Source organism: Pseudonocardia sp. MH-G8 (assembly GCF_002262885.1).
In the GTDB taxonomy this organism is placed as follows: Bacteria; Actinomycetota; Actinomycetes; order Mycobacteriales; family Pseudonocardiaceae; genus Pseudonocardia.
In genome coordinates this window covers 406,518-432,787 of sequence record NZ_NKYF01000005.1, presented here as the reverse complement: position 1 = coordinate 432,787, position 26,270 = coordinate 406,518, and the positions used below count along the sequence as shown (strand labels likewise).

General features: G+C 73.6%; 21 protein-coding genes. 11 read left to right on the top strand and 10 right to left on the bottom strand.

The genetic code is table 11. From position 1 onward, the window contains the following. The first annotated feature begins 522 nt into the window (after nt 1-522). The 4 genes from CFP66_RS16105 to CFP66_RS16090 all read left to right on the top strand — a co-directional run bounded on the left by CFP66_RS16105 (nt 523) and on the right by CFP66_RS16090 (nt 3,655). Nucleotides 523-1,713, top strand: coding sequence for a PLP-dependent aminotransferase family protein (locus tag CFP66_RS16105; protein WP_094924696.1), 1,191 nt, complete (start codon nt 523-525; stop codon nt 1,711-1,713). A gap of 9 nt (nt 1,714-1,722) precedes the next feature. Next, nucleotides 1,723-2,214 (top strand): Lrp/AsnC family transcriptional regulator, encoded by a 492-nt coding sequence (locus CFP66_RS16100; protein WP_158228115.1) that lies wholly within the window; start codon nt 1,723-1,725, stop codon nt 2,212-2,214. Next, a complete protein-coding gene (locus CFP66_RS16095) occupies nt 2,211-3,377 on the top strand; it encodes an aminotransferase class I/II-fold pyridoxal phosphate-dependent enzyme (protein ID WP_094924694.1) in 1,167 nt (388 codons plus the stop codon). Before CFP66_RS16100 ends, CFP66_RS16095 begins: the two co-directional genes overlap by 4 nt. A 74-nt stretch (nt 3,378-3,451) precedes the next feature. Then, nucleotides 3,452-3,655 (top strand): hypothetical protein, encoded by a 204-nt coding sequence (locus tag CFP66_RS16090; RefSeq protein WP_094924692.1) that lies wholly within the window; start codon nt 3,452-3,454, stop codon nt 3,653-3,655. Nucleotides 3,656-3,670: 15 nt separating this feature from the next. On the opposite strand, the gene CFP66_RS16085 is transcribed toward CFP66_RS16090, so the two are convergent. The 5 genes from CFP66_RS16085 to CFP66_RS16065 form a co-directional block, all read right to left on the bottom strand. Beyond that, on the bottom strand, nt 3,671-4,543 hold the full coding sequence (locus CFP66_RS16085; protein WP_233159463.1) for an SGNH/GDSL hydrolase family protein: 873 nt from the start codon (nt 4,541-4,543) through the stop codon (nt 3,671-3,673). Nucleotides 4,544-4,820: 277 nt separating this feature from the next. Then, nucleotides 4,821-6,014, bottom strand: coding sequence for a hypothetical protein (locus CFP66_RS16080; RefSeq protein WP_094924839.1), 1,194 nt, complete (start codon nt 6,012-6,014; stop codon nt 4,821-4,823). A 10-nt stretch (nt 6,015-6,024) separates the two neighbouring features. After that, complete coding sequence (locus CFP66_RS16075) at nt 6,025-6,957, bottom strand: DUF389 domain-containing protein (protein ID WP_094924690.1); 933 nt, start codon at nt 6,955-6,957, stop codon at nt 6,025-6,027. A gap of 52 nt (nt 6,958-7,009) precedes the next feature. Continuing rightward, a complete protein-coding gene (gene aspS, locus CFP66_RS16070; protein ID WP_094924688.1) occupies nt 7,010-8,821 on the bottom strand; it encodes an aspartate--tRNA ligase in 1,812 nt (603 codons plus the stop codon). A 64-nt stretch (nt 8,822-8,885) separates the two neighbouring features. Continuing rightward, the gene (locus CFP66_RS16065) at nt 8,886-9,926 is read right to left on the bottom strand and encodes an Rv2578c family radical SAM protein (RefSeq protein WP_198961471.1); all 1,041 of its coding nucleotides are present in this window, start codon (nt 9,924-9,926) and stop codon (nt 8,886-8,888) included. A gap of 69 nt (nt 9,927-9,995) precedes the next feature. Here CFP66_RS16065 and CFP66_RS16060 point away from each other — a divergent pair, with 69 nt between their 5' ends. The 5 genes from CFP66_RS16060 (at nt 9,996) to CFP66_RS16040 (ending at nt 16,104) form a co-directional block, all read left to right on the top strand. Continuing rightward, complete coding sequence (locus CFP66_RS16060) at nt 9,996-10,526, top strand: gluconokinase (protein WP_198961470.1); 531 nt, start codon at nt 9,996-9,998, stop codon at nt 10,524-10,526. 67 nt (nt 10,527-10,593) lie between these two features. After that, a complete protein-coding gene (locus CFP66_RS16055) occupies nt 10,594-12,774 on the top strand; it encodes a YibE/F family protein (RefSeq protein WP_233159462.1) in 2,181 nt (726 codons plus the stop codon). A 111-nt stretch (nt 12,775-12,885) separates the two neighbouring features. Next, nucleotides 12,886-13,650 carry a sugar phosphate isomerase/epimerase gene (locus CFP66_RS16050; RefSeq protein WP_094924684.1) on the top strand — a complete coding sequence of 255 codons (765 nt, stop codon included), beginning with the start codon at nt 12,886-12,888 and terminating at the stop codon, nt 13,648-13,650. A gap of 31 nt (nt 13,651-13,681) precedes the next feature. After that, entirely contained in the window at nt 13,682-14,797 is a 1,116-nt protein-coding gene (locus CFP66_RS16045; RefSeq protein ID WP_094924682.1) for a Gfo/Idh/MocA family protein, read from the top strand. Continuing rightward, nucleotides 14,794-16,104: an MFS transporter gene (locus CFP66_RS16040; protein WP_094924680.1), complete on the top strand. Its 1,311-nt coding sequence runs from the start codon at nt 14,794-14,796 to the stop codon at nt 16,102-16,104. Before CFP66_RS16045 ends, CFP66_RS16040 begins: the two co-directional genes overlap by 4 nt. Here the strand turns inward: CFP66_RS16040 and CFP66_RS16035 are convergent. The 3 genes from CFP66_RS16035 to CFP66_RS16025 form a co-directional block, all read right to left on the bottom strand. Continuing rightward, complete coding sequence (locus CFP66_RS16035) at nt 16,073-16,654, bottom strand: bifunctional 2-polyprenyl-6-hydroxyphenol methylase/3-demethylubiquinol 3-O-methyltransferase UbiG (protein ID WP_094924833.1); 582 nt, start codon at nt 16,652-16,654, stop codon at nt 16,073-16,075. The two genes, CFP66_RS16040 and CFP66_RS16035, sit on opposite strands and share 32 nt — an antisense overlap. 634 nt (nt 16,655-17,288) lie before the next feature. Further along, nucleotides 17,289-18,572 carry a histidine--tRNA ligase gene (gene hisS / locus CFP66_RS16030; RefSeq protein ID WP_369805069.1) on the bottom strand — a complete coding sequence of 428 codons (1,284 nt, stop codon included), beginning with the start codon at nt 18,570-18,572 and terminating at the stop codon, nt 17,289-17,291. Beyond that, a complete protein-coding gene (locus tag CFP66_RS16025; RefSeq protein WP_094924678.1) occupies nt 18,569-19,258 on the bottom strand; it encodes an MBL fold metallo-hydrolase in 690 nt (229 codons plus the stop codon). Before CFP66_RS16025 ends, hisS begins: the two co-directional genes overlap by 4 nt. A gap of 1,074 nt (nt 19,259-20,332) precedes the next feature. On the opposite strand from CFP66_RS16025, the gene CFP66_RS16020 reads away from it, so the two are divergent. Together CFP66_RS16020 and CFP66_RS16015 are read left to right on the top strand one after the other, a co-directional pair. Beyond that, on the top strand, nt 20,333-21,154 hold the full coding sequence (locus CFP66_RS16020) for a peptidylprolyl isomerase (protein WP_094924676.1): 822 nt from the start codon (nt 20,333-20,335) through the stop codon (nt 21,152-21,154). Between the two features lie 302 nt (nt 21,155-21,456). Then, nucleotides 21,457-23,130 carry a carboxylesterase/lipase family protein gene (locus tag CFP66_RS16015; RefSeq protein WP_158228114.1) on the top strand — a complete coding sequence of 558 codons (1,674 nt, stop codon included), beginning with the start codon at nt 21,457-21,459 and terminating at the stop codon, nt 23,128-23,130. A gap of 8 nt (nt 23,131-23,138) precedes the next feature. On the opposite strand, the gene CFP66_RS16010 is transcribed toward CFP66_RS16015, so the two are convergent. Continuing rightward, nucleotides 23,139-23,810 (bottom strand): hypothetical protein, encoded by a 672-nt coding sequence (locus tag CFP66_RS16010; RefSeq protein ID WP_094924670.1) that lies wholly within the window; start codon nt 23,808-23,810, stop codon nt 23,139-23,141. A 52-nt stretch (nt 23,811-23,862) separates the two neighbouring features. Further along, the gene (locus CFP66_RS16005; protein WP_233159461.1) at nt 23,863-26,241 is read right to left on the bottom strand and encodes a bifunctional (p)ppGpp synthetase/guanosine-3',5'-bis(diphosphate) 3'-pyrophosphohydrolase; all 2,379 of its coding nucleotides are present in this window, start codon (nt 26,239-26,241) and stop codon (nt 23,863-23,865) included. Nucleotides 26,242-26,270 lie beyond the last annotated feature (29 nt).

Here is a 26,270-nt window from a genome sequence, read left to right as displayed (position 1 = left end):
CGGGACATGGCCGCAGGGGGAGCTTGTTGCCGGATGGGTCGGGCGCGTACCGCGGGCGCTGCGTCGATCACGGGCACATGGTGGTCGGTCGATCTTCGACCACGACCCTCCGCCCTTGATCGACACTGCCGGTCGCGACGCGGCCCGCGGTGATCGATCTGATCAGCACCAGAGCGCGGGTGCTACGACGGTCGCGTACGTGTCGGGGCGATCAGGGCCGGGTGATCGGTCCGAGCAGTGCGTGGGTGCTGTCGCGGCGCCGTCAGGTACTTCTCGCTGCGCTCACCATCGCGCATCCGCGGACCTCAATTCGGCAACACGCTCAACCGGGAACGCGCCGACACGTCGATCATGGGTCTTGCGGCCGTACGGCCGTACCGCATCTCAGCATCCGAGAACCCAGTACCGCATCGCAGGAATAGTTTGGCATCCTCGTAAGGGGCCGCACCCGGCCCGCCGATCAACTCGCCCTGCCGACCCAGGACGACCTCCTTCCTGGTTCGACGCGCGAAGGCGGTCCGTATGACCCTCTCCCTGCCCCTCCCTCTCTCCTCCCGGCTGCGCGACGTGCGCGGTTCGGCGATCCGCGACCTCCTCGCCCTGACCGCCCGCCCCGAGGTGATCTCGCTGGCCGGCGGGCTGCCCGGCACCGACCTGCTGCCCCGCGAGCGGATCGCCGCCGCGCTCGCCGCCGCGGTGGCCGATCCGGCGGCCGTCCAGTACGGCGAGACCGCCGGGCTGCGGCGCCTGCGCGAGATCGTCGCGGCGCACGAGTCGGAGCGGATCGGCCGCGCCGTCGAGGCGGATGGCGTGGTCGTGACCAGCGGCTCGCAGCAGGCGCTCGACCTGGTGGCGCGCGCGGTGCTCGATCCCGGCGACCCGGTCGTCGTCGAGGACCCGGTGTACGTCGGTGCGCTGCAGGTCTTCCAGGCCGCGGGCGCGGCGCTGCACCCGGTGCCCGTCGACGACGAGGGCATGGCCGTCGACGTGCTCGCCGACCACCTGGCCGCCGGCCTGCGCCCGCGGCTGGTGCACACCGTGGCGAGCTTCCACAACCCGCGCGGGGCCACGCTGAGCCCGTCGCGCCGCGCGGCGCTCGCGCAGCTGGCCGACCGGTACGGCTTCCTCGTGGTCGAGGACGACCCCTACGGGCTGCTGGCGTTCGACGCCGCACCGCCGGTGCCCGTGGCCGCGTACGGCGAGCGGGTGGTCCGGCTGGGCAGCGCCTCGAAGGTGCTCGCCCCCGCACTGCGGGTCGGCTGGCTCACCGGGCCCGCCGAGCTGCTCGGGGCCGTCGAGCGGCTCAAGCAGTGCACCGACCTGTGCACCTCCAGCCTCACCCAGATCGTCGCCGCCGACCTGCTGGCCGACCACGCCTGGTTCGCGGCGCACCTGGTGGGGCTGCGGGCCGCCCTGCGCGAGCGGGCCGGTGCGCTCACCACCGCGGCGCGGTCCGCCTTCGGGCCGGCCGCCCTCTGCTCCACGCCGACCGGCGGCATGTTCTGCTGGCTGGAGTTCACCGACGGCACCCACCCGGCCGACCTGCTGCCCCGCGCTCTGGAGCACGGGGTCGGGTTCGTGCCGGGTGTCGCGTTCGCCGTCGGTCGCGACCTGTCCGGCGCCGCCCGCCTCTGCTTCGCCTCCAACCCGCCCGCCTCGCTGCACACCGCCGTGCAGCGGCTCGAGGCGGCCTGGCGCACCACCGGGCCGTAGGGTCGGGCCGTGCGTCAGATCCTCGAACTGCTGGAGCGCGACGCCCAGCTCTCCCACGACACGATCGCGACGATGACCGGGCTCCCGGTCGCCGACGTGAGTGCGGCGATCGCGGCGTGGGAGGCGTCCGGCGCGATCCGGCGATACAAGGCGGTGGTGAACTGGGACGCCGTCGACGACGACCCGACCAGCGAGACCGTCACCGCGTTCATCGACGTCTCGCTGGCGCCCGCACGCGGCGTCGGGTTCGACGACGTGGCGGCGCGGATCGCGCGGTTCGACGAGGTGCGCAGCGTCCACCTGGTGTCGGGCAGCCACGACCTGCGCTGCACGGTGGTGGCGCGCACGATCCGGGCCGTCTCGGACTTCGTGTCCCAGAAGCTCTCGACGATCGACCGCGTGCAGTCCACGGCCACGCACTTCGTGCTCAAGACCTACAAGCGCGACGGAGACGCGTTCACCCCGCAGGAGGCCGACCACCGGCTGCCGGTGACCCCGTGAAGCCGCTCAACGACGTCATCGCGGCCTGCCCGCCGTCGGGGATCCGGCGGTTCTTCGACATCGCCGCCGAGATGGACGACGTGATCTCCCTCGGCGTCGGCGAGCCGGACTTCGTCACGCCGTGGCGGGTGCGCGAGGCCGGGATCTACGCCCTCGAACAGGGCTACACCACCTACACGTCCAACGCGGGGCTGCCGCGGCTTCGCGAGCTGATCTGCGCCGACCTGGCGAAGCGCTACGGCGCCGACTACGACCCGGGCGACGAGTGCCTGATCACCACCGGCGTCTCGGAGGGCCTCGACCTCGCCCTGCGGGTGCTGCTCAACCCGGGTGACGAGGTGATCGTGCCGGAGCCCTGCTACGTGGCCTACGAGCCGTGCGTCGCGTTCGCGGGCGGCACCCCGGTGCGCGTGCCCACGCGGTGGGAGGACGGGTTCGCCGTCGACGCCGACGTCGTCGCGGCCGCGATCACCCCGCGCACGAAGGCCATCCTCCTCGGCTCACCCGCCAACCCGACAGGCGCCGTGCAGCCACGCGCCGCGCTCGAGGCGCTGGTGCGCCTGGCCGAGGAGCACGACCTCTACCTGGTCTCCGACGAGATCTACGACCGGCTCACCTACACCGGCGGTCACACCTGCCTCGGCACGCTCCCCGGCGCCCGCGAGCGCACCGTGCTGCTCGGCGGCTTCTCCAAGGCGCACGCGATGACGGGCTGGCGGGTGGGGTGGATCTGCGCGCCCGCGCCGGTCGCCGAGCTGGCGGTCCGGGTGCACCAGTACACGATGTTGTGCGCGCCGCACGTCTCGCAGCTCGCGGCCGTCGAGGCGCTGTCGGCACCGGACGACGAGGTCGACGCCATGGTCGCCGACTACGACCGGCGCCGCCGCGTCTTCGTCAAGGGCCTGCGCGAGACCGGGCTGGAGTGCCCGGAACCGGGCGGGGCGTTCTACGCGTTCCCGTCGATCCGCTCCTCGGGGCTGGACTCGGAGACGTTCGCCGAGCGGCTCCTGCACGCGGAGCACGTGGCGGTGGTGCCGGGCAGCGTGTTCGGCCCGTCCGGCGAGGGGCACGTGCGCTGCTCGTACGCCACTGCCCTGCCGCTGCTGGAGGAGGCATTGGTGCGGATCGACCGGTTCCTGCGGACCCAGCAGGACGTCCGGTAGTCGGACATCCACGCAGCGTGAACCTTCTCGCGGGGTTCACGCCCCGGCAATCCGGGTCGGGGAACCTCGGCCCCATGGACAGCACCACGTGCCCGCTCTGCGCCCTGCCGCGCACCCCCGCCGACACCGCCGGGCTGGCGTGGAGCAGCCTGCACGAGCGCGACGGGTCGCTCACCTGGATCTGCCCGACCTGCACCCGCGGCGAGCTGTGGCGCATCGAGGCCCTCCTCGAGGTCAACGCGCCTTCGGCTCCGGCGCCGCTGCGCCTCGCCGCCTGAGGCAACCCGCGTCGGTCAGCCCTGGCCGGTGGCACGCAGCTCGCTCACCAGGCCGGCCAGGATCACCGGCCCGAGGTCGCCGCCCCGCCGCACGAGCCAGGGCACGCCTCTGAAGATCAACCAGGCGGCCCGGTGCAGCGCCGTGACCTCCCTGCCCCCTCCGCACTCCGGGCTCACCGGACGCGGCACCGCGAACCCCGCGTCGGCCAGCAGCGCCGCGAGCCCGCCGGCGAGCAGGCGGTGCCCGCGCTCCGAGGGGTGCAGGCGGTCCACCGCCCAGGACGCCCGCTCGTAGCCGCCGGGCAGCAGATCCAGATCCAGCACGGCGATCCCGCCCGGGTCGTCCTCGACCACTGCCGCGGTGGCGGCGTTCAACGCCACGACCCGTCGCTGCAGGGCCCGGCGCAGCGGCGCCGGCAACGGGAACACCCGCGTGTGGTCGTGGTAGCGCACCAGCAGCACGTAAGCGCCGGCCTCCCGCAGCGCGGCCACGATCGCGGCGCAGTCGTCCCGCAGGCGCGCCGGGTCGAAGTCCGACCGCAGCGTGTCGTTCATGCCGACGAACACCACTGCGACGTCCGGCGCCGCGGCCACCGCGGCGGGCAGCTGCGCGCGCCGCACGTCGGCCATGCGGGCGCCGGTGAAGGACGGGTTCACCAGCTCGGCGCCGAGCGCCTCGGCCAGCAGGACGGCGAACCCGCGCCAGGCGCCGCCGGACACCGGATCACCGAGCCCGACGGCGGTCGAGTCCCCGAGGGCGGCGAGGACGCGGGCGGTCCGCGACGCCGGGGCGGACGGCGCGGGGACGGGGGAGAGGTGGGGGACGCTGGGCCGATCGGCGGATGGCGGCACGGTCAACGGCCGCATGATCAACGGCTGCACGCTCACGCCGACACCTTCACCGATCCCGGCTCCGCCGGGGTGTGCGCCGGATGACGCCGCGTGGGCAGGTCGGCGAACGCTTGGGCGCAGCCCACCGCTCACACACCGATTCCGGTGCCCGCACACCGACTGCAGTCGGTGTGCGGGGCCAGGTGTCGGTGTGCGGCTGCTGATGTCGGTGTGCGAGCCGCCGCGGCGACGGCGACGGCGGTGGCACACCGATTGCGGTACTGCCGCACCGACTGCAGTCGGTGTGGCAGCGATGCTTCCGGTGTGCGAGCGGTCAGGCGACAGAGCGGAACGCCGGGTAGACCGGCAGCGTGCCGGGAGCATCGGGGAACCGCTTCGCGAACGCGTCCGCGACCGCGTCACCGAGCTCGGCGGTGCCCGGCAGCCCGCCCGTCTCCGCGGCGCGGGCCATCTTGCGCCAGTAGTGGGCCAGCGCGGTGCTGATGCGCGGCGAGCGGGTGGCGTCGGGGCCGATCGGGCGGTCGCGCTCGCGGATCCGCGGCAGCAGCCACCAGGTGCACAGCCACACCCACAGCAGCTGGGCGTGCAGCAGGCGGCGCTCCAGCAGGTCGGGCTCGTCGAGGTCGGGCCAGACAGCAGCGATCTCGTTGCGCCACGCCTCGAGCATCGTGTCGGCCAGACCGTCGGGCAGGGCGAAGCTCGCCTCGCAGCTCGGGAACGGCACGCGGAAGTAGGCGGCGTCGAGCGCGACGTCGCGGAAGCAGCCCCACTCGAAGTCGACGAAGCGGACGCCGCGGCTGGTGACGAGGTTGTTGTCCGGGCAGGTGTCGGACGGGCTGAAGGCGCGGTAGCGGGTGCCGCCGAGCAGCCGCGCCGTCTCGTGCGCTTCGAGGGTGGCCGCGGACGAGGCGTCGACGCCGAGCTCCTGGGCGAGCAGCGCAGGCCCCTTCGCCAGCGCCACCCGCGCCTCCTCGGCCACGGGGTCGCGCCAGGCCCGCTCCCCCAGCCGCCGCAGCAGCGCCCCGAAGTCGCCTTCCCGGCCCGCGGTGGCCGCCTGCATCCGGCCCAGCGCCCGCGCCCAGCTCAGCATGTCGCGGTGCGCCCCGGCCGGGTCGGTGCCGAAGAGCTTGTCAGCGAGTGTGGAGCTGCGGCCCAGGTCCTCCAGCACCAGCAGCCGGGCCTGCGGGTCGTGCGCGATGAGCACCGGGCTGGGCCGCGCGTCGGCGGGGAGCGCGGTGAACAGCTGGCAGCTGGCGACCTCGTAGTGGAACGGGTCGGGCCGGTCGGGATCGGGCTCGGCGAGGTAGTGCTTCACCACGATCGTGCGCGGCAAGGAGAACGGGTTGCGCGCCAAGCGCGCACGGGCCACCACGGACCGGTCGCTGCCGCCGAGGTCCTCCGGGTCGGCGAGCACGACGCCGGCGCCGGACCGGCGGGTGAGCAACCGCTCGGCGGCAGCCAGCGCTGCCAGCACCGGCCTGGGGAAGCTGCCCAGGTCGCGAACCATCGCCACGACCCTACCCCGCTGACAGCTTCCTGCTCCCCCGCCGCGGACGGCGGGCGAGCAGGAGCACCACGGCCGCCGCGACGACGATGCCGACGAGGTTGACGGCGAGCTGGATCCCGGACTCGAGGGCCTGCAGGTACCGGCCCTCGACCAGCGCGACCGACGCGAACGCGGCCGCGGGCACGGTGGTCACCGAGATGAACACGCCCACGAGCGCGGCCGACTTCGCCGACGTCAGCGAGAGCATGCCGGCGGCGCCCGCGAGCAGCGCGACGATCAGGGAGAACGGCCCGACCTCGTAGATGAACCCGACCTGGTCGAGATCGGCCAGCTGCGCGGTGGACAGCAGCCCGGTGGCGTCGAACAGCAGGGACGCGAGCGCCGTGGCCACCATCGCGAGCGGGAACCCGACGGCGAGGGCGAAACCGCCTCGGCGGACGAGGTCGCCGCGGCGCAGCACGATCCCGACGGCGACGGCCGCCAGCGGCCCGAACTCCGGCCCCAGCACCATCGCCCCCACGACCGTGACCGGCGAGTCGGTGATGGCACCGACCGCCGCGAGCAGGCACGCGATCGTCAGGAAGGCCTGGAAGCTGAACGAGAACCGGGACTCCTCACCGGTGCGCGCCACGACCTCGTCCCAGATCACGGCGTCCTGCGGGTCCCCGGGAGCGGTCTCCTCGGCCGTGTCGGCGGCGTCGGACAGCGTGGTGTCGATCAGCTCGAGCGTCACGCCGCCCGTCCGGTCGATCCCCAGCGCGCACAGCTGCCCCAGCAGGTCGTCCACGGACTCCCGCGCGACATCGGCCTCCACGACGTCCCCCGGGGGCTGGACGGCCACCCCGGGCAGCACGGTGATGTGCGTGGCGCCGGCAGCGTCCAGCAGCAACTCGCGCACGGCGTCCGTCCGCTCGGTGGGCGCGATGACCCTCATGTGCAGCACCGGACCGCCAGGTGTGTGCGGAGGGTGTGCGGCCGCGTGTCGGCCGCGGCCGTCACAGCTTCGTGGGCGGCTCGTCCGCAGCGGGCGAGGCCGCGGGTGGCGCTGCCGGGGGCTGCGCGTCCACCCCTGCCTCCTTGCGCTGCGCTGCCGTGATCGGCGCGGGCGCCGCGGTGAGCGGGTCGTACCCGCCGCCGGTCTTCGGGAACGCGATCACGTCGCGGATCGACTCGCCGCCGGCGAGCAGCATGCAGGTGCGGTCCCAGCCGAACGCGATGCCACCGTGGGGCGGAGGGCCGTAGGCGAACGCGTCGAGCAGGAAGCCGAACTTCTCCCGCTGCTCGGCCTCGTCCATGCCGAGCAGGGCGAACACGCGCTCCTGCACGTCGGAGCGGTGGATACGGATGGACCCGCCACCGATCTCGTTGCCGTTGCAGACGATGTCGTAGGCGTAGGCGAGCGCCTGGTCGGGCGCGGACTCGAAGCGTTCGAGCCACTCCCCGTTCGGGGAGGTGAACGGGTGGTGCACCGCCGTCCAGCCCAGCTCGTTGCCCTTGTCGTCGCGGATGCGCTCGAACATCGGCGCGTCGACGACCCACACGAACGACCAGGCGCTCTCGTCCACCAGCCCGCAGCGGCGCGCGATCTCCCCGCGCGCGGCGCCCAGCAGGTCGCGCGCGTCGGACGGATGACCTGCGGCGAAGAAGATCGCGTCACCCGCCCCGGCGCCCACGGCCTTGGCCAGACCCTCGCGCTCGGCGTCGGACAGGTTCTTCACGACGGGGCCGCGCTCGCTGACCGTGCCGTCGTCGTCGACCAGCACGTACGCGAGACCACGGGCGCCGCGCTGCTTGGCCCACTCCTGCCAGGCGTCGAGCTGCTTGCGCGGCTGGCTCGCCCCGCCCGGCATCACCACGGCGCCGACGTAGGGCGCCTGGAACACCCGGAAGGCGGTGTCGGCGAAGTACTCGGTGAGCTCGGTGAGCTCGACGCCGAACCGCAGGTCCGGCTTGTCGGAGCCGTACCGGGCCATCGCGTCGGCGTAGGTGAGGCGCGGGATCGGGCGCGGCACCTCGTAGCCGGCGAGCTCCGACCACAGCGCGGCCACGATCTGCTCGCCGAGCTCGATCACGTCGTCCTGCTCGACGAAGCTCATCTCGATGTCGAGCTGGGTGAACTCGGGCTGGCGGTCGGCGCGGAAGTCCTCGTCGCGGTAGCAGCGCGCGATCTGGTAATAGCGCTCCGTGCCTGCCACCATCAGCAGCTGCTTGAACAGCTGCGGGCTCTGCGGCAGCGCGTACCAGGAGCCGGGACGCAGGCGGGCCGGCACCAGGAAGTCGCGCGCGCCCTCGGGCGTGGAGCGGGTGAGCGTGGGCGTCTCGACCTCGACGAAGTCGCGGTCGTGCAGCACGGTGCGCGCGATCCGGTTGGCCTCGCTGCGCAGCCGCAGCGCCGACGCCGGCCCGCTGCGGCGCAGGTCGAGGTAGCGGTGCTTGAGCCGGATCTCCTCGCCGGCGTCGCCGCCGTGCTCGTCGAGCGGGAACGGCAGGGGCGCCGCCTCCGACAGCACGGTGAGTTCCGTGACCGTGACCTCGATCTCGCCCGTGGCGAGGTCGGTGTTCTCGTTGCCGGCCGGACGCCGGACGACCTCGCCGGTGACCTGCACGCAGAACTCCGCGCGCAGCCGGTGCGCCCGCTCGGCCATCTCGCCCTCGCGGAACACCACCTGCGCCGAGCCGGAGGCGTCGCGGAGATCGATGAAGATCACGCCACCGTGATCGCGGCGGCGCGCCACCCACCCGGAGAGGGTCACGGACTGGCCGGCGTGTTCGGCACGGAGAGTGCCGGTGGGGTGGCTGCGCATCACAACCGAAGAGGCTATCCGGCAGAGTCGAGCCGGTTTCCCCCGCACCCCGCACCACGGCGACCGGTCAGAGGAGGGTGAGCTGTTCCGCCGCCGGCGCGGGCGGATCCGGACGCGACGCCGCGGGGGTGCGCAGCATGCCGACGCCGCGCTCGAGTCCGTGGCGGCGCAGCAGCGGCCGTACCCGTTCGGCCAGGGCCCGCCGGTACTCGGGGTCGACGTACGCGCCGCGGCGGTACAGCCGCGCGTAGGGCTCGACGAGGTGCGGGTGCTCGCGCGCGAGCCAGGCGTGGAACCACTCGCGGGCACCCGGGCGCAGGTGCAGGGCCAGCACGGTGGCCCCGCTCGCCCCGGCCGCGGCGATGCGGCCGAACAGGGCGTCGAGAGCCTCGGCCGAATCGGTGAGCAGCGGCAGCACCGGCGCCACCATGACCCCGCAGTACAGACCGGCATCGGTGATCCGTTTGACCAGGTCCAGCCGGGCAGCCGGCGACGGCGTGCCGGGCTCCAGCCGCGCCTGCAGCGCGCGGTCGAGCAGGGCGATCGACACGCCCAGCGACACGGGCACCTCGCCGGCGGCGGAGGCGAGCTGCGGGAGGTCCCGCGCCAGCACGGTGCCCTTGCTCAGCACCGAGAACGGGGTGCCGGACCCTGCGAGCGCGCTGATCACGCCCGGCATGAGGCGGTAGCGGCCCTCGGCGCGCTGGTACGGGTCGGTGTTGGTGCCCATCGCCACCGGCTCCCGCGCCCACCGCGGGGACCGCAGCTCGCGCTCCAGCACCCTGGCCACGTTGACCTTCACCACGATCTGGCCGTCGAAATCGGCCCCGGCGTCCAGGCCCAGGTAGGTGTGGGTGTTGCGGGCGAAGCAGTAGGAGCACGCATGGGAGCAGCCCCGGTAGGGGTTGACGGTCCAGCGGAACGGCATCGCCGACTCGCCCGGAACCCGGTTGAGCACGGACTTCGCCTCGACCTCGTGGAACACCGTGTCGGCGAACTCGGGCGTGCGCACCGACCGCAGCACACCACGCAGGCCCGGCAGGGCCGGCGCATCGCCGACACCGTCGTCGAGCACCTGCTGCCCGCCCCACCGGAAACCCGATCCCATCCCGTGATTCGAACATACGTTCGCCACCTCACGCAAGCGCGCGCCTCGGCGATGCGCCAAGCTTCGACCATGACGCGCACGCTGGTGGTGATGGGCGTGTCCGGGGTCGGCAAGACCTCGGTCGCCGACGAGATCGTCGAACGGACGGGATGGGCCTTCGTCGAGGGTGACGACCTGCACACCGACGCCAACCGCGCGAAGATGGCCTCGGGGGTGCCCCTCGACGACGACGACCGCTGGCCGTGGCTGCGCCGGATCGCCGCCTGGATCGGTGAGCAGGAGGCGGCGGGGCGCGGCGCCGTCGTCACCTGCTCGGCGCTCAAACGCAGCTACCGCGACCTGCTGCGCGACGGCCACCCCTCGGTGTGGTTCGTCCACCTGCTCGCACCACCCGAGCTGATCAAGGAGCGGGTGGATGCGCGCCGCGGGCACTACATGCCACCCTCGCTGCTGCAGAGCCAGCTCGCCACGCTCGAACCGCTCGGTCCCGACGAGCCCGGCGCGGGCGTCGAGACCACCGGCTCCCCCGACGACGTCGCCGAGCGGGTGCTCGCCCAGCTCGCGGACGACGGCGCAGGAGACGCGCTACAGGGCCGGTGACCGCGCACGGAGCACCGGCGGGCGGACGGGACGGCCGGAGCGCCCGGACCGTTGACAGGATGGGGATGTGCCAGACGAACCGGACGCGACGACGGGAGCGGCCCGCGCCCCACGCGGCGAGCCGGGCCGGCACCGCCCCGGGCAGGCCGACCCGGCGGGCCTGACGCCCGCGGCGGACGCCCCCGCCGGGCCGCCTCGAAGGCCCCGCCGTTCCCGGCACGCCCGGCCGGCGGACGCCGACGCCCCCTACGGCAGCCGGCACACCGATGCCGGCCGCGACGGCTACGACGACTGGTACCGCAGCGACCCCTACGTCGCCTCCCCCGCCGATCCGGCGCAGGACCGCAACGGCCACGACACCGCCGAGCGGCGCGCCGCCGACCCGCAGCGGGCCACGGCACGAGCGGCGGATCGTCACGGCGGCGCGCACCAGAGCGGCCCCCACCGCGCGGAGCCGTCCCGCTCGGGCCGGTTCGCCGCCGACCCCTACGACACCGGCTCCTACGGCGAGGCCCCGTACGCCGCTGAACCCCTCCGTGGACCCCGGCGCGCTGACAGGTACGCCGACCAGCCGCACGACGACCCGCCACTCGAGAGCATGCGCCGGCCGGCCGTACGCTCCGGCCCACCCGACCGCCACCGCGCGACACCGCCGGGAGCCGCCCGGCACGACAGCAGCAGCCGCATCGGCACCGACGGTGCTCACCCGAGCGCGGCACGGGGCGGTGTGGAGACATCCGGGCCGTCGTTCCCCGATTCGGCCGCGAGCCGGGCCGCGGACCGGGAGGGGCACCACCGGGGCACGGCACCCGACCCCCCGCTCGCCGCACCCGGCCTGCCCGACCGGCGCCCGGGCGACCCGCCCGGCGTGCCCGCCGAGCTCTTCGTGGAGACCACCACGGAGACACCCGCCCTGCGCCTCGACGACCTGCCGCCCGAACTCGACGAGCGGTCCGGCACGGCCGAGGCCGACGAGGCGGCGCCGCGCCGTCGCAAGGCCCGCGCGGGTCCGGGGGGGTCCCTGCTCCGACGCCTGCGCCCGGACCGGGACGCCGAGCCGGCCACGGGGCACGGCCACGGACCCGCCCGCCCCGCCGGGCGCCGGGTGCGGATCGTCATCGCCGCGCTGCTGGTCCCGTGCGCGCTCGCCACACTCGTCGGCCTGGTGCTGCTGTGGCCGACCGGGGGACCCCCTCCGACGGCCGGACCCATCACCCAGGAGCAGGTATTGGCGCAGGTGACGGCCACACGTGTCACCGACTGCACGCAGGGCTCCGGGGACGGCGCCTGCGTCGCGCTCGTCGTGCACATGGCCGACGGTCCCCGCCCCGACCGCGATCTCGTGCAGGTCGTACCCGTCGAGCCGGGGTCTCCGCGGTTCGCGGTCGGCGACCAGGTGGTGCTGGCCTGGTCGGGCGCCGATCCGGAGGACGCGGGCTCCTACCAGATCGTCGACTTCCAGCGCGGCGCGCCGCTCGCCTGGCTGGCCGGCCTGTTCGCCGCCGCGGTGCTGCTGCTGGGGCGTTGGCGCGGTCTCGCCGCGCTCGCGGCCCTGGCCCTGAGCTTCGTGGTGCTGCTGCTGTTCGTCGTGCCCGCGATCCTCGCCGGGCGCGACCCGTTGGCCGTCGCGGTGGTCGGTTCCTGCCTGATCATGTTCGTGGTGCTGTACCTGACGCACGGCCCGTCGGCCCGCACCTCCACCGCCGTGCTCGGGACGCTGCTGTCACTCGCGCTCATCGGCGGGCTGGGCGCCGCGTTCGCCGGCGCGGCCAAGCTCACCGGGCTCGACGAGCAGACGAGCAACCTCATCGCGTCGCTGGGCACCGGGGTCGACGCCCGGGGCCTCCTGCTCGCGGGCGTCGTGATCGGCGCGCTCGGCGTGCTCGACGACGTCACCGTCACCCAGACCAGCGCCGTCTGGGAGCTGCGCGAGGCCAACCCGCAGCTGGGGGCGCGGGCCCTGTTCACCCGCGCGATGCGGATCGGCCGCGACCACGTGGCGTCCGCGGTCAACACCCTCGTGCTGGCCTACGCGGGCGCGGCGCTCCCCCTGCTGCTGCTGTTCTCGCTCTCCGGGCGCGGGATCGGCGTGGTGGTCACCGCGCAGGACGTGGCCACCGAGATCGTCCGCACGCTGGTGGGCAGCATCGGGTTGGTGGCCTCGGTGCCGATCACCACGGCGATCGCGGCGGCGGTGGCGGTCCGGGAGACCAGACCCGCGCCCGAACCGGAGGCCGTGCGGGCCTAGCGCCGCCGTCCGTCCCGTGGGACAGCGCTTGCCAGACGACCCCGGCAGCAGTGATCCTCGACGCGGCGGGGCGCGACCGCGTCCCGTCCGTCGACCCGAGGAGCGCGCTGCGTGACCGCGCCTGCCAGCAACGCCGTCCCCCCGCTCTCGGTCCAGCTCTACACCCTGCGGGAACTGCTGGCCGAGGACCTGCCCGCAACCCTGGAGCGCCTGGCCGCGCTGGGGTTCACCCACGTCGAGCCGTTCCGGCTCACCGACCACGCCGCGGCGCTCGGTCCGGCCCTCGCGGCGAGCGGGCTCACTGCGCCCACCGCGCACCAGCACGTCGTCGGCACCGGCGCCGAGGAGGACGTGTTCGCCGCGGCCGCCGCGCTGGGCGTCGGCACGGTCTTCGACCCGCGCGTCGACCGGGAGCGCTTCACCAGCGCCGACGCGGTCAAGTCGGTCGCCGACGACCTCAATGCCGCAGCCGCCGTGGCCGCCCGGCACGGCGTGCGCGTCGGCTACCACAACCACGCGCAGGAGCTGGAGATCGTCCTCGACGGCACCCCGGCGCTGGAGCTGCTCGCCACGCACCTCGACGACGCCGTGGTGCTCGAGGTCGACACGTACTGGGCGGCCGTCGGCGGGCAGGACCCCGTGGCGCTGCTGCAGCGCCTGGGCGAGCGGGTCACGGCCGTGCACGTCAAGGACGGCCCGGCGACGCCCGAGCCGGCCGACCAGGTGGCCGTGGGACGCGGCGACCTCCCGATCCGCGCCATCCTCGACGCCGCTCCGCAGGCCCTGCGGGTGATCGAGCTCGACGACACCCGCGGCGACCGCTTCACGGCCGTCGCCGACAGCTACGCGTGGCTGCGCGCCGAGGGGCTGGCGTGACCCACGGACTTCTTCCCGCGGAGGCGGCGTCATGACCAGCGACAACGGCAGCGGCCCGGTCCGCGTCGGCGTCATCGGTGCCGGGGTGATCAGCACCGAGTACCTGCGCAACCTCACGGGCCTGCCCGACCTGGACGTGCGCGCCGTCGGCGACCTCGACCCCGATCGCGCCCGCGCCCAGGCCGACGCGTTCGGTGTGAGCCGCGCGGGCCCCGTGGAGACGGTGCTGGCCGACGACGAGATCGAGCTCGTCGTCAACCTCACCGTGCCGCAGGCGCACGTCGACGTCGCGCTGCAGGCGATCGGCGCCGGGAAGCACGTGTGGAACGAGAAGCCGATCGGCCTCGACCGCGCGGGCACGGCGGCGCTGCTCGACGCCGCGCGCACCAGCGGGTTGCGGGTGGCCACGGCGCCGGACACGTTCCTGGGCACCGGCATCCAGACGGCGCGCCGGCTCATCGAGTCCGGCGCCATCGGCACGCCGCTCACGGCGCTCACCCTCATGCAGAGCCCGGGTCCGGAGTCCTGGCACCCCAACCCCGACTTCCTGTTCCAGGACGGGGCCGGCCCCCTGTTCGACATCGGCCCGTACTACCTCACCGCGCTCGTGCAGCTGCTCGGCCCGGTCGCCCGGGTGCAGGCGGAGGCGTCGCGGGCGCGGGCCGTGCGGGTCGTCGGGTCCGGTCCGCGGGCCGGTCAGCGGTTCGACGTCACGGTGCCGACGCACGTGGCGGGCCTGTACGCGTTCGCGGGCGGGGCGAGCGGGCAGTGCCTGTTCAGCTTCGACTCCGCGATCAAGCGGCGCCAGTTCGAGATCAGCGGCACCGACGGCACGATCTCCGTGCCCGACCCGAACACGTTCGCGGGTGAGGTCGTGGTGCACCGGATGGACGGCGAGCAGGTCACGGTGCCGGCCGTCCCCGCGGCGACCACCCGCGGCCGCGGGGTGCTGGAGCTCGCGCGCGCTGTGCGGGAGGGCCGTCCGGAGCGCGCGTCCGGGGAGCTGGGCGCCCACGTCCTGGACGTCATGATCTCCACCGTGGAGGCCGCCGACGGCCGAGGTGCGGTGGACGTGGCGAGCACCGTCGAGGTGGGCCCGGCCCTGCCCGAGGACTGGGACCCGGCGGAGCGGACACTGCACGGATGACCGGCGGGAAGGCCGCCGCCCCGTCGGGGCGGCGCATCGCCGTCGCCAGCTTCGTCGGCACGGCGATCGAGTTCTACGACTTCTACATCTACGGCACGGCCGCCGCGCTGGTGTTCGGCGGCGTGTTCTTCCCGTCGTTCTCCCCGCTCGCCGGCACGCTCGCGTCGCTGGCGACGTTCGCGGTCGGCTTCGTCGCCCGGCCGCTGGGCGCGATCCTGTTCGGCCACTACGGCGACCGCATCGGCCGCAAACGGATGCTGATCGTCTCGCTGGTCCTGATGGGCACGGCCACGGTGGCGGTCGGCCTGATCCCCTCCTACGACACCATCGGCGTGCTCGCCCCCGTCCTGCTGGTGATCGCCCGCTTCGCCCAGGGCATCGGCCTGGGCGGCGAGTGGGGCGGCGCGGTGCTGCTGGCCACCGAGTACGCCCCACCGGGCAAGCGGGGCCTGTACTCCGCGTTCCCGCAGCTGGGCCCCTCGGTCGGGTTCATCCTCGGCAACGCGATGTTCCTGCTGCTGGACGCCACGATGTCCGACGAGACCTTCGAGTCGGTGGGCTGGCGCATCCCGTTCCTCGCCTCGGCCGTGCTGCTGGTCGTCGGCTACTACATCCGCATGCGGATCGCCGAGACACCGGTGTTCCAGGCGGCGGTGCAGCGCCAGGACCGGTCGAAGGTGCCGTTCGCGGACCTGCTTCGCAGCCAGCCGAAGGTGCTGCTGCTCGCGACGCTCGGATTCATCCTGTCGCACACGCTGTTCTACACGGTCACGACGTTCGCGCTCTCCTACGGCACGAACACCTTGCATGTCGACCGCACCACGATGCTGCTCGCCGCCATGGTGGCCGTGGCGATCATGGGGGTGGCCACGCTGTGGTTCGCCGTGCGCTCGGACCGCATCGGGCGCGGGCGGATCTGCCTGGCCTCGGCCGTGTGCGCCGCGGTGTGGGCGTTCCCGCTGTTCTGGCTGATCGACACGCGCGACCCGCTGCTGATCACGCTCGGGATGACCGGCGGGCTGCTCTGCTTCGCGATGCTCTACGGCCCGATGGGCGCGTTCCTGCCCGAGCTGTTCCGGGTGCGCTACCGCTACTCGGGCGCCTCGTTCGCCTACAGCGCCAGCGGGATCATCGGCGGTGGGGTCAGCCCGCTGGTCGCCACCGCCCTGCTCGATCGCACCGGCACGAGCGCCGCGGTGTCGGTCTACGTGATCGGTATCGCGATCGTGTGCCTGGTCAGCGTGGCCATGCTGCGCGAGACGAAGGACGCGGACTTCACCGACGGGATGACCAGCTCCCGGACGTGAGTGCGGCGCGGGCCACGAGGCTCGCCTCGCCGTCGCGCTCGAGGTGGTGGAGCACCTCCAGGTGGCCGAACGCGGCGCGCAGCTCGCCCGCGGGCGCACGGAACTGCCCGGGCCCCTCCCCGACCTGCGACAGCACGGTCACGACCAGCAGCCCGCCCGGGACGAGCCGCGCGGCGAGGTCCGGGTAGCGGGCGGGGTCGCGGAACCGCTGGCAGACGACGACGTCGTACGGGCCCGCGCCCGGCAGCCCGGCGTCGAGGTCGCGGGGCCACCACCGCACCCGCTCCCCCACGCCCTCCCGGTCGGCGAGCGCGCGCCCGGCGTCGAGCGCCACCGGGGAGACGTCCACCGCGTCCACGGCGAACCCGCGGGCCGCGAGCCAGACCGCCACCGTGCCGCGCCCACAGGCGAGGTCGAGGGCCCGCCCGCCCGGTGGCAGCAGCGCCTCCCGGCCGCGCAGCGCGTCCGGGGGTGCCGGGTTCCGCGCGGCGCCCGCGGCACCGGCGGCGGCGTGCCGCGCGTCCCAGCGCTCCCGATCGGCAACGGCCACCGCGGCAGCGTAGGCCGACCCCGCCCCGCCGCTCCCCGAGCCTGCCCGCAGCGGGGCCATGCCGAGGCCACGAGCTGTCGCACGCCCGTCGAGCCCCTGATCGGTCCGAGCCGCACGCCACGGCTGCCCGTGCCGCGATGCGGTACGACTCGGACGGATCGATCACTCCGAGCCGCACACCAATGCGGCCACCGTGACGCTGCGGTGCGCCTCGGACGGATCGATCGCTGCGAGCCGCACAACAGTGGGGCTACCGGGACGCGGCGGTGCGACTCGGACCGATCGCGCTGCGAGCCGCACACCAATGCGCCCACCGCGACGCTGCGGTACGACTCAGATCGATCGATCGCTGCGAGCCGCACACCAGCACGGCCACCGCGACACCGCGGTACGACTCAGATCGATCGGTCGTTCCGACACGTACAGCACGGCTGCCCGAATGGCCCAGCCGTACGTCCCGGATCGATCACAAGCCGCCGGCCGCGACGGATCGGTCGACCTCCCCGGGCCGCGCACGACCGACGGTGGGTGCGCGCGGTCGAGCCGGACGGCGACCCTGTGATCGCCGGCTCGGTGCATCCGCGGCGACATCTCGCCGCGGGTGCACCCGAACGCCGATCATGCGGCGGGAGGGCTACGCCAGCGCCGCGACCACCGAGTCGAGCACCGCGTCCAGCGCCACCGCCTGCTGCTCCCCCGACACCATGTCCTTGACGCCGATCGTGCCCGCCTCGAGGTCGCGCTCACCGAGCACGAGGGCCAGCCGCGCGCCCGAACGGTCGGCGGCCTTCATCGCGCCCTTGAGGCCGCGGCCGCCGTAGGCGAGGTCCACGCGCACGCCGGCCCGGCGCAGCTGCGCGGCCAGCACCACCAGCCGGCGCTTGGCCGTGTCCCCCAGCGCCACGCCGAACACCTCGCAGCGCGCCTCCGACCAGGGCGCCACGCCCTCGGCGCGGCAGGCCAGCAGGGTGCGGTCGACGCCGAGCCCGTACCCGATGCCGGAGAGGGCCTGCCCGCCCAGCGTGGCCATCAGCCCGTCGTAGCGGCCACCGCCGCCGATCCCGGACTGCGCGCCGAGACCGTCGTGCACGAACTCGAACGTGGTCTTGGTGTAGTAGTCCAGGCCCCGCACCATCCGCGGGTTCTCGGTGTACGCGACGCCCAGGTCGTCGAGGTGCTCCTTCACCGCCGCGTAGTGCTCGGCCGAGGCCGCCGACAGGTGGTCGCGCAGCAACGGGGCCTCGGCGACCAGCGCCCGCACCTCGGGCCGCTTGTCGTCGAGCACCCGCAGCGGGTTGAGCTGCGCGCGGGTGCGGGTGGCCTCGTCGAGCGGCAGGCCCGCGAGGAACTCGCGCAGCAGCGCGCCGTAGGCCGGGCGGCACTCGGCGTCGCCGAGCGAGGTGAGCTCCAGCCGGTAACCGGTGAGCCCCAGCGCCCGGAAGCCCTCGTCGGCGATCGCGATGACCTCGGCGTCCAGCGCGGGGTCGTCCACGCCGATCGCCTCGACACCCACCTGCTGCAACTGCCGGTAGCGGCCCGCCTGCGGCCGCTCGTAGCGGAAGAACGGCCCGGCGTAGCGCAGCTTGACCGGCAGCCCCTGGCGGTCGAGCCCGTGCTCGATCACCGAGCGAACCACCCCGGCGGTGCCCTCGGGCCGCAACGTGACCGACCGGTCCCCGCGGTCGGCGAAGGTGTACATCTCCTTGCTGACCACGTCGGTGGACTCGCCGACGCCGCGCGCGAAGAGCCCGGTCTCCTCGAACACCGGCAGCTCGAGCAGGCCGTACCCGGCGCGCTCGGCCGCTGCCTCCAGGGTGGCGCGCACGTGCGCGAACCCGGCCGACTCCGGCGGGAAGTACTCCGGGATCCCCTTCGGCGCGGCGAACGCGCTCGCCTTCTGCTGCTCCACCGCGGTCACAGCCCTCGTCCCTTCGCCGGCAGGTCCAGACCTTGCAGGAACGGATTGCCGGCCCGTTCCCGCCCGACCGTCGTGGTGGGCCCGTGCCCGGGTAGCACGACCGTGTCGTCGGCGCGGGTGAGCAGCTTGTCGCGCAGGCTCGTGAGCATCTGCGCGTGGTCGCCGCCGGGCAGGTCGGTGCGCCCGATCGAGCCGGCGAACAGTGTGTCGCCGGCGAGCACGACGTCGACGCCCTCCTCGGTGGGCGTGGTGAACACGACCGACCCGCGGGTGTGGCCGGGCGTGTGGTCGACCGTCAGCGTGAGCCCGGCCAGCTCCAGCGCGGCACCGTCGGTGAGCTCGCGGACCTCCCGCGGCTCCCGCATCTCCAACCGCCCGCCGAACAACGCGGTGGCCTCGGCCGACAGGCCCTTGAGCGGGTCGGTGAGCATCTCCCGGTCGTCCGGGTGGATCCACGCCGGCACGTCGTGGCCGTCGCACACCGGGGAGACGCTGAAGGTGTGGTCGAAATGGCCGTGGGTCAGCAGGACCGCCACCGGCGTGAGCCGGTGCTCGGCGAGCAGCGCGTCCAGGGGCTCGACGGCGTCCTGGCCGGGGTCGACCACCACGCACGCCTCACCCGGACCGGCTGCCACCACGTAGCAGTTGGTCTGGAAGGAACCGGCGGGAAATCCTGCGACGAGCACGTCACCAGCGTAGAGGCCGGCGAGGTCGATTACGGACCAGCCTCCCTCGCCACACCACCGCGGCGTGCCGTGGGGCCGGAGAAGGCCGCTGTCCGCGCACCGGCCTGCTCCGCATCGTCGTGATGCCGGGCTTCGGCCGATCGGCCCTACATCGTTCACAACTGCAAACGATCCTGCCTCGCGGGCACCAGAACCGTCGATGCCGAAGTACCGTACGGGAGCAGCCGAAGGAGGCTCCTTGGACCGGACGCCCCGCGCTTTCCGAGCATTCCCTCTCATCGTCGTCCTTGCGATGTCCCTACTCTCGCTGACAGGCAGAGCGGACTCAGCCCTAGGATTCGAGCCCAACTGTCAGACCTTCACACATCGCTACTTCGTGAGCGCCGGTTCGGCAATCCCACTGCGAGTCGGCTTCGTCGACACATCGCTCACCGTCTGTCGGAGCTCGAACGGATTCATCACACGCGCGTCTGCCGACCAGTCAACCGGTGTGACCGGACCGGGATCGGCGGCCGGCTTCGTCGTCGAACCCAGCTTGGCCTCAGTGACCGATCAGCGAGCAGGTGAGGCAACCGCGCGGTACGAGGGGCGGCTTCGCATCTGCATCTCTCGGCAGACCGGGATCTGCTCAGAAGCACACGACTACACGATCCACAGCTACTTCAGCCCGGTCGGCCCTACTCTCCGGGATCGGACCCAGCCCGATTGGACGCACGACGAGGAGACTCCCGGAGGCGTTCACTACCATGAAGATGCATGAAGCCGAACGCCGAGTGCTCGAACTCATGTGGCCACTCAGGCCGTTCGACGCAGCCACCATCTGTGGCTGCGCGGTTCTGATCGCCGTCTTCTGGCCGGACAGCGCTCAGACCGGCGGATGGTCGGAGCTCTGGGCGGGGGCCGCTCTTGGCATGGCAATAGTGCTCGGTCGAGTACGTCGTCGCGTTCGAGGTGGTTCGCACCCACTCGAATGATCAGAGCCGAGAGCGACAGGCGCGGCGGGTCGGGCCTGACATCGGGCTCGCACGAGGCTGGCTAGGATGCACGCCGAAGACCCGTCCCGAGAGGTGGCACGTGACGACCAATCAGATGAGGCGCGAGGCAGCGAAGCGCAAGCTGGAGCACCAGCAGATGCGGCGGGCCGAGCGGGCCCGGCGCCGCCAGCGCGTCGCCATCATCACCTCCGCTTCCGTGGTCGTCGTCGTTGTCGTCGCCGTGGTGCTGTTGAGCACGGTCGGGATGCCCGGCGGTGACGACGCGGCCGCGCCGGCCGCGCCGGCGGCGGAACCCGCAGCGCTGGGCGACTGCTCCTTCACCCCGACTCCCGAGGAGCCGGCCGCCCGACCCGCGCCGATCCCGACCGTCGCGACGGCGAGCACCAGCGGCACCGTGCCCGTGTCGATCCAGACCGACCAGGGCGCCATCCCGCTCACATTGGACCGCTCCACCGGCCCTTGCGCCGTGGAGAGCTTCGTGAACCTGGTCAACGCCGGCTACCTCAACGACACGCCGTGCCACCGGCTCACCACCGGGGAAGGCCTGCGGGTGCTGCAGTGCGGAGATCCCACCGGCACCGGTACAGGCGGCCCCGGTTACACGATCAACGACGAGCCGCCCACGGATCTCGCACCGGCGCCGGACGGCGGATCGGCCATCTACCCACGGGGCACGGTTGCGATGGCCAAGACCCAGGCGCCCGACTCCGGAGGCAGCCAGTTCTTCCTCGTCTACGCCGACTCCACCCTTCCTCCTGAATACACGGTGTTCGGCACCGTCGGCGAGGAGGGCTTGGCCACTCTCGACACCATCGCCGAGGGCGGGTCGGACGAGGCGAACGGGCCGGGAGACGGCGCACCGCGCACGCCGGTCACGATCCAGGCCGCCACCCTCTCCTGATCAAGGGCCCGGTGATCTCCGAAGGGCACGCCCAGAGGGCACCCGCACGGCCCGCGACCGTCCCCCTGATCCACCCATGAGTTGAAAACCCGACCGGCACTCCGTCGAGTGGGCGATCGGCGTTCTGCACAAGGACCGCATCGTCGAGTCCCTCCGACGGGAGGTCCAGGATCGCGCACACGAGACCGATGACTACTGGCTGCTCGTCGTGTCGATCGCCGTCGAGCACATCGCGTTCGATCTCGGCCGCCAGCTCGACCACTGGGAGCGCAACGACCGGGAGAGCGGCCAGTGACCACCACGTGAGCAGGCGCGTCCTCGACCGGCTCCGCCGGTACGCAGCGGTGGCCGTGGGAGCGCTACTGCTCGCCTCGTGTTCGGCGGCCGAGCCGGAGCACCAACCTCCCCCGCTCGGCGAGCTGGTCTCCATCGACCAGGGCGAGCTGCTCGGCGCCACCGACGGGTCGGTGTTGCGCTACCGCGGCATCCCCTACGCCGCGGCGCCGGTGGGTGAGCGGCGCTGGCGACCGCCGGGCCCCGCGCCGAGCTGGAACGGCACGCGGCCGGCGACCGAGCCCGGTGCCCGCTGCCCGCAGGTCGCCGTGGCGCCCGACGCGCCGCCCGCGAGCGGCTCGGAGGACTGCCTGTCCCTCGATGTCACGGTGCCGGCGGGAACGACCGCCGACGACGCGCTCCCCGTGCTCGTCTGGATCCACGGTGGCGGGTTCAGCGCGGGAGCGGGCAGCGACGTCGACCCGCGCCGGCTCGCCGAGGCGGGGCCACTGGTCGTCGTCACGGTCAACTACCGGCTCGGGATGCTCGGTTTCCTCGGGTTGCCGGGCCTGGAGGGGTCGGGCGAGTTCGGGCTGCTGGACCAGCAGGCGGCGCTGCACTGGGTGCAGCGCAACATCCGCGCGTTCGGCGGCGACCCGGGCTCGGTCACGCTCGCCGGTGAGTCCGCGGGCGCGGACAGCGTCTGCAGCCAGCTCACCTCTCCCGGCGCGCTGGGCCTGTTCCACCGGGTGATCATGCAGAGCGGCGGCTGCAGCACCGCCAACATCGTCGACGTCATCCGGCCGGGCACCGGGCCCGCGGGTGACACCTGGAAGACGCTCCCCCTCCTGCAGGCCGCGGGTGATGCCGCAGCCACGGCCTTCGGCTGCCCCGAGGAGGAGCTCGGCCGACCGCCCGCCGCTCGCTTCGGCGACCGGTACGACTCCGCCGCCGTGCTCGACTGCCTGCGCACGCTGCCGGCCGCCCAGCTCGTCGACGGCACGGACTACTACTGGAGCCCGGCCACCGGCACCCCGACGCTGCCCCGACGTCCGTCGGACGTGGTCGTGGACCGGGACGTGCGGCTCGGCACCCCGGTGCTCGCCGGCACCACCAAGGACGAGGGCACGCTGTTCACGGAGCTGTTCTACGCACGCGCAGGCGTCCCGCTCACCCCTGCCGGCCTCGACGCGTTGCTCGCGGCCACCTCGGGGCGCGCCGCCGCGCAGGCCGCTCGTGCGTACGCCGCCACCGACCGTTCACCGGACCGCGCGTGGTCGGACGTGATCACCGACCGCGCCTACGCCTGCACCGGCCTGGCGTCCTACCGGATGCTCGCCGATGTGGGTCCGGTGTACGCGTACGAGTTCGCCGACGCGTCCGCACCGTCGCCCTTCGTGGCGCTGCCGCCCGAACTCGCCGGCGGCGCCACGCACGGCTCCGACGTGCCGTACCTGTTCGACCTGGTTGCCGAGCAGCCGCCGCTCTCGACGGCGCAGCAGGAGCTCGCCGCCGAGATGGTGGACCGCTGGGCCCGCTTCGCGGCCACCGGGAACCCGAACGGCGGCGCCGGTACCCCGTGGCCGCAATGGTCCGGCGAGGGGCAGATCCTGACGATGACCGGAGCGGGCGCGGGCACCACCGTGCAGACCTCCTCCCAGTTCGCCGCCGACCACCATTGCGACGTGTGGGGCGTCCTCTGAGGCCCAGCTCAGGCCGGCGCGCCCGGCCCGGGGGCGATGCCCGCCTCGGCGGTGCTGCGATCGAGCTTGCGGTGGTAGCGCATGCCGGCGAGACCGCCGAGGACCGCCCCGACCAGGCTCGCCACCAGCGCGCCGACACCCGCGGCGATGCCCGCGGTGGTCACGGCGTTCCCGTCGAGGGGGATGCGGGGCAGCCCGCCGAGGTTGCCCAGCACGTCGAACTGCACGCCCGCGACGGCGCCGGCGATCGTGACGAGCGCGGCGACGAGCAGCGCCCACAACCAGACCGCGACCCCCTGCTTCGCACCGGCGAACCGGGCCATGCGGCCGGCGACGTAGCCACCGCAGTAGTAGGACACGAGCAGGATCGCCAGCACGACGACCGCGCCGGCGACGCCCACCGTGCGCGCGGCGGCGGGGTCGCGGGTGGCCTGGTCGACGGCCTGGGCCGGCCCGCCGGGTGCGGTGGCCAGCCCCAACGCGGCGCCGATACCCGCGACCAGCCCGGTGAGCAGGACCGCCATGCCCGTGGCTGTCAGCCATCCGAAGAACGCCGAGCCCCAGCGGATGCCGCTGAAGCGCCGCTTCTGCGCGGCCCGGTCCTCCCTGGCGCCGCGCACCGGAGCCTGCGGAACGGTCGGGACGGGCTGGGTGGGATCAGCGTCGGGAACCGTGCTCATGGTCGGACTCCTCCCTGTTGGGGAGGAGGTACCCCGATCGGGGGTGCGGCACTCAGCTCGCGCTGGTCACCCGGTACACGTCGTACACGCCCTCGACGTTGCGCACCGCCCGCAGCACGTGCCCCAGGTGCTTCGGATCGCCCATCTCGAAGGTGAACCGCGAGACCGCCACCCGGTCCCGGGAGGTGGTGACCGACGCCGAGAGGATGTTGACCCGCTCGTCGGCCAGCACCTTGGTGACGTCGGAGAGCAGCCGGTGCCGGTCGAGTGCCTCGACCTGGATCGCGACCAGGAACACCGAGCCCGGCGACACCGACCAGGCGACGTCGACGAGCCGCTCCGAGCGCGCCTGCAGGTCGCCGGCGTTGGTGCAGTCGGTGCGGTGCACGCTGATGCCACCGCCGCGGGTGACGAAGCCGAGGATGTCGTCTCCGGGCACCGGGGTGCAGCAGCGGGCGAGCTTGGTGTAGAGATCAGCGAGGTCGCCCGCCTCGCCGCGGGCCACCACGCCGGCGTCCCCGCCGGTCCGCCGCAACCGCACGGTGGAGGGGGTGGCGCGCTCGGCGAGGTCTTCCTCTGCCTGCTCCTCGCCGCCGAGCAGCGCGACGAGGCGCTGCACGACGTGCCGGGCGCTCGCGTGCCCCTCCCCGACGGCCGCGTACAGCCCCGACAGGTCGGGGAAGTGCAGCTCCCGCGACAGCGCCGCCATGGCGTCGGCCGAGACGAGCCGGTGCAGGGGGAACGACGTGCGCCGCGCCTCCCGCGTGATCGCCTCCTTGCCCGCCTCGATGGCCTCCTCGCGGCGCTCCTTGGCGAACCACTGCTTGACCTTGGTCTTCGCCCGCGGCGACGCCACGAACTGCAGCCAGTCGCGGCTCGGCCCGGCGCCCTCCGCCTTGGACGTGAAGATCTCCACCACGTCGCCGGACTCGAGCTTGCGCTCCAGCGCCACGAGCTTGCCGTTGACGCGCGAGCCGATGCAGCGGTTGCCGACCTCGGTGTGCACGGCGTAGGCGAGGTCGACGGGTGTGGACCCGGCCGGCAGCGTGACGACGTCGCCCTTCGGCGTGAACACGAAGATCTGCTGCGAACCCAGGTCGAAGCGCAGCGACTCGAGGAAGTCGCCCGGGTCGGCCGCCTCCCGCTGCCAGTCGAGCAGCTGGCGCATCCAGGCCATCTCGTCGACCTCGACGGCCTGCCCGCGAGACGCTCCGGCACCCTGCGAACCGCGGGTCTCCTTGTACCGCCAGTGCGCAGCGATGCCGTACTCGGCCGTGTGGTGCATGTCGCGGGTGCGGATCTGCACCTCGAGCGGCTTGCCGTCGGGCCCGATCACCGTGGTGTGCAGGGACTGGTAGACCCCGAAGCGGGGCTGGGCGATGTAGTCCTTGAACCGACCCGGCATCGGCTGCCACAGCGCGTGGACCATGCCCATCGCGGCGTAGCAGTCGCGCACCTCGTCCACGAGCACGCGGGCGCCGACGAGGTCGTGGATGTCGTCGAAGTCGCGGCCCTTGACGATCATCTTGCGGTAGATCGAGTAGTAGTGCTTGGGCCTGCCCTCGACGGTGGCCGAGATGCGCGCCGACTCGAGCTGCTGCATCACCTCGTCGATGACCTGCTTGAGGTAGGTATCGCGCGACGGCGCCCGCGTGGCGACGAGGCGGACGATCTCGGAGTACTTCTTCGGGTGCAGGATCGCGAAGGACAGGTCCTCCAGCTCCCACTTCACCGTGGCCATGCCGAGGCGGTGCGCCAGCGGCGCCAGCACCTCAAGGGTCTCGCGGGCCTTCTTCGCCTGCTTCTCCGGCGGCAGGAAACGCATCGTGCGCATGTTGTGCAGGCGGTCCGACAGCTTGATCACGAGAACTCGCGGGTCGCGGGCCATCGCCACGACCATCTTGCGGATCGTCTCCGCCTCCGCGGCGCTGCCCAGCTCGACCTTGTCCAGCTTGGTGACGCCGTCGACGAGGTGCGCGACCTCCTCGCCGAAGTCCTCGCGCAGCCGCTCCAGGGAGTAGTCGGTGTCCTCGACCGTGTCGTGCAGCAGCGCCGCCACCAGCGTGGTGGTGTCCATGCCCAGCTCGGCCAGGATCGTGGAGACGGCGAGCGGGTGGGTGATGTAGGGGTCGCCGGACTTGCGCTTCTGGCCCTCGTGCTTGGCCTCCGCGACGTCGTAGGCGCGCTGCAGCAGCCCGAGGTCCGCCTTGGGGTGCAGGGTGCGGTGCACGCTGGCGAGCGGCTCCAGCACCGGCGCGACGACGGCCACGCGCTGCGGGGTCATCCGGCGGGCGATGCGGGCACGGACGCGCCGCGTGGCCGACGGCCGCGCGCCGTTGCCTGCGCCGTTGCCGTTGGCCGCGCCGTTCGTGTCCGGCGCCGCGGGCTGGTCGGGCGCAGCCGGGGACGCCGCGTGCTGCAGCTCCGTCATCCGGTGGTGCCCTTCACCCACGCCAGTCT

What these genes read in the sequence shown, in the direction of transcription:
- CFP66_RS16105 (WP_094924696.1), top strand. Translation starts at nt 523, where the DNA reads ATGACCCTCTCCCTGCCCCTCCCTCTCTCCTCCCGGCTGCGCGACGTG.
- CFP66_RS16090 (WP_094924692.1), top strand. Translation starts at nt 3,452, where the DNA reads ATGGACAGCACCACGTGCCCGCTCTGCGCCCTGCCGCGCACCCCCGCC.
- CFP66_RS16080 (WP_094924839.1), bottom strand. Translation starts at nt 6,014, where the DNA reads ATGGTTCGCGACCTGGGCAGCTTCCCCAGGCCGGTGCTGGCAGCGCTG.
- CFP66_RS16065 (WP_198961471.1), bottom strand. Translation starts at nt 9,926, where the DNA reads ATGGGATCGGGTTTCCGGTGGGGCGGGCAGCAGGTGCTCGACGACGGT.
- CFP66_RS16060 (WP_198961470.1), top strand. Translation starts at nt 9,996, where the DNA reads ATGACGCGCACGCTGGTGGTGATGGGCGTGTCCGGGGTCGGCAAGACC.
- CFP66_RS16045 (WP_094924682.1), top strand. Translation starts at nt 13,682, where the DNA reads ATGACCAGCGACAACGGCAGCGGCCCGGTCCGCGTCGGCGTCATCGGT.
- CFP66_RS16040 (WP_094924680.1), top strand. Translation starts at nt 14,794, where the DNA reads ATGACCGGCGGGAAGGCCGCCGCCCCGTCGGGGCGGCGCATCGCCGTC.
- CFP66_RS16010 (WP_094924670.1), bottom strand. Translation starts at nt 23,810, where the DNA reads ATGAGCACGGTTCCCGACGCTGATCCCACCCAGCCCGTCCCGACCGTT.
- CFP66_RS16005 (WP_233159461.1), bottom strand. Translation starts at nt 26,241, where the DNA reads ATGACGGAGCTGCAGCACGCGGCGTCCCCGGCTGCGCCCGACCAGCCC.